Raw genomic sequence first — 3,179 nt, forward strand, 5'->3', positions numbered from 1 at the left:
CAGCAGGATTATGACAAAGTACCGGATGCTGAAAAAATAGCGGAATTGCTGGATGCTGATCCTCAGATCACACATGTGTCTATGGTACACAGTGAAACAACTTCCGGCATCTTAAATGATATCCAGGCAGTTGCAAAGGTTGTAAAAGAAAGAGGACGTACCTTTATCGTAGATGCAATGAGCAGCTTTGGAGGCGTGGAAATACCGGTTGGTGAATGGGGTATAGATTTCATCGTGAGCAGTGCCAATAAATGTATCCAGGGAGTTCCGGGATTCTCCTTTATTATAGCCAATAAAGCGAAATTGATGGAAAGTAAGGGCAAGGCAAGAAGCCTGTCACTGGATTTATATGATCAGTGGGAGACAATGAACAAGGATGGAAAATGGAGATTTACATCCCCGACCCATGTGGTTCTGGCATTTTCAAAAGCATTAGACGAACTTCATATAGAAGGCGGAATCGAAGCCAGAAGCAAACGTTACTATGACAATAACAGACTCTTGATTGAAAAATTAGAAAAAATGGGGGTTCGCCCATATATCGGAGGAGCGCTTCAGGGACCGATTATCACAACCTTCTTCTATCCGGATCAGCATAAATTCTCTTTTGAGGAAATGTACCTCTATATCAAGGAAAGAGGTTATGCCATTTATCCTGGAAAAGTAACAGAAGCAGATACCTTCCGCATCGGCAACATCGGAGAGATCTACAGAGAAGATATCGAAAAGTTATGTGAGATTATGGAAGCTTTCTTTGGACAGTACAAATAAGATGTAACAGTTCAGACAGCATGAACTGTTACACATCCAGCCCATTGAAATTCGCCTTCGGCGAAGGACTGGATGTCTGCAGGCTCTAGGTTTTCGTACGGTATGCGCAGTAAATGCGCATACCTGTCTGAACTGTTACAATAGGATACCATGCAGTGAAAGAAAAAGGAGATCAGAACATGAATAAGATAGAAGCAGTTATTTTCGATTGGGCAGGCACCACCGTAGACTATGGATGTTTTGCACCGGTGCAGGCATTTGTAGAAGTATTTAAGCACTTTGGGATAGAACCGACTATGGAAGAAGTAAGAAAGCCCATGGGTATGCTGAAAAGAGACCATATCCGTACCATGCTTGCAATGCCCCGTATACAGAAATTGTGGGTTGAGAAGTATCAGGCTCCATCCGGGGAAAGTGATGTGGAAAAGCTCTATGAGTTATTCGAGAGTAAATTAATGGGAATTCTGGATGGTTTTGCACAGCCCAAGCCTTATGTACTGGAAACAGTAGAAAAACTAAGAGAAAAAGGAATCAAAATCGGATCAACAACGGGCTATACTGATATGATGATGGACATCGTCACCAAAAAGGCAAAGGAAGCCGGATATGAACCGGATGCATGGTTCAGCCCTGATTCTGTAGGCAGCATGGGACGTCCATACCCATTCATGATCTTCAAAAATATGGAGACCCTTAAAATATCATCTGTTCAAAGCGTAATAAAGGCAGGAGACACCGTATCGGACATAAAAGAAGGAAAAAATGCCGGCGTATATACTGTGGGCATCCTGGAAGGCAGTTCCGAAATGGCACTTACCCAGGAGGAATATGAAGCACTGTCCGAAGAAGAAAAACAGGTGGAACTGGACAGGGTAAGCAGAATTTATGAAGACGCAGGTGCAGACTGTGTGATAAAGGATGTCCGGGGGATTTTAGAATTAATCTAATACTCCATCCAGACAACAAAAAAACCTTGAAACCGACACTATGAGATTACTGCTGGAACAAAAATCCAAAGATGATATCCTGAAAGAGACAGGTCTGACGGATGAGCAGTTAAAGGCATTGATTCAGGGAAATAAGGTATTGAGATTAGAGATCGTCGGAAAGATCCCGAAAAAAGATCTTGACATCTCCAGCAAAAAATGTTATGTTGATTTTAGTTATACGACTGACGGAAGTGGAATTAACCACGTGAAGTATAATGATAATGAGCCGACCGTCTGGGCAGAGAGCCCGGGTAGTAGGCTCTTTTTTATCAAATAAACCATTAGCAAGTTAAAAGGAGTGTAACAGTGATGAAAGAATTCGAATTGAAGTACGGTTGTAACCCAAATCAGAAACCAGCTAAGATTTTTATGAAAGACGGAGAACTCCCAATCAAGATTTTAAACGGCAGACCAGGTTACATAAATCTTATGGATGCTTTTAACAGCTGGCAGTTAGTCAAGGAATTAAAGGCCGCAACAGGCATGGTAGCAGCAGCTTCTTTCAAGCATGTAAGTCCGGCAGGTGCAGCTGTAGCAGAACCTCTTGATGAAACAATGAAAAAGATCTATTTTGTTGAAGGCTGCCCGTTAACAGATGCTTCCACTGCATATATCCGTGCAAGGGGGGCAGACAGAATGTCTTCTTATGGTGATTTCGCAGCACTGTCAGACGAGTGTGATGAAGCGACTGCATTATATATTAAACGAGAAGTTTCGGATGGTATTATAGCACCTTCTTATTCTGAAAAAGCTTTGGAAATCCTGAAAGCGAAAAAGGGCGGAAATTACGTTGTGATCCAGATGGATCCGGATTATGTACCGGCTGTACAGGAAACAAAAGACATCTTTGGAATCACATTTGAGCAGGGAAGAAATAATATTGTAATTAATAAAGAAATGCTTCAGCAGAATATCCCCACTCAGGTTAAAGATATGCCGGAAGCAGCAAAAAGAGATTTATTAATATCACTGATTACATTAAAATATACACAGTCCAATTCAGTATGCTACGTAAAAGACGGACAGGCAATCGGAGTCGGTGCCGGACAGCAGTCCAGAGTACACTGTACGAGACTTGCAGGTAATAAAGCAGACGTATGGTATTTAAGACAGCATGCAAAAGTATTGAATCTTCCATTTAAAGAAGGCGTAAGAAGAGCGGACAGAGATAATGCAATAGATGTCTATGTATCAGACGATTATGATGATGTATTGCGTGACGGTATGTGGGAAGCAGTATTTACCGTGAAACCGGAACCATTGACAAAAGAAGAAAAAGTGGAATGGCTGAAGACAATGGACAATGTAGCACTTGGGTCCGATGCATTCTTCCCATTTGGTGATAATATTGAGAGAGCACACAAGAGCGGTGTTAAGTTTGTAGCACAGGCTGGGGGTTCTGTAAGAGATGACAATGTA

The 3,179-nt window shown here is 41.9% G+C and carries 3 protein-coding genes and 1 riboswitch; all 3 genes read left to right on the forward strand.

Annotated features, from left to right (window positions below; all coding sequences use genetic code 11):
• Nucleotides 1-771 (forward strand): 2-aminoethylphosphonate--pyruvate transaminase (locus tag ACH2DQ_RS25160; RefSeq protein ID WP_395028608.1); only part of this gene is annotated, 771 nt, incomplete at its 5' end.
• A gap of 179 nt (nucleotides 772-950) precedes the next feature.
• Nucleotides 951-1,718: a phosphonoacetaldehyde hydrolase gene (gene phnX / locus ACH2DQ_RS25165; protein WP_394912499.1), complete on the forward strand. Its 768-nt coding sequence runs from the start codon at nucleotides 951-953 to the stop codon at nucleotides 1,716-1,718.
• Nucleotides 1,719-1,928: 210 nt separating this feature from the next.
• Nucleotides 1,929-2,007: riboswitch (ZMP/ZTP riboswitch) on the forward strand.
• Nucleotides 2,008-2,069: 62 nt separating this feature from the next.
• A partial coding sequence (locus tag ACH2DQ_RS25170) for a phosphoribosylaminoimidazolecarboxamide formyltransferase (RefSeq protein ID WP_395028609.1) occupies nucleotides 2,070-3,179 on the forward strand: 1,110 nt, incomplete at its 3' end.

The sequence above is a fragment of the Robinsoniella sp. genome (assembly GCF_034124845.1).

What these genes read in the sequence shown, in the direction of transcription:
- phnX (WP_394912499.1), top strand. Translation starts at nt 951, where the DNA reads ATGAATAAGATAGAAGCAGTTATTTTCGATTGGGCAGGCACCACCGTA.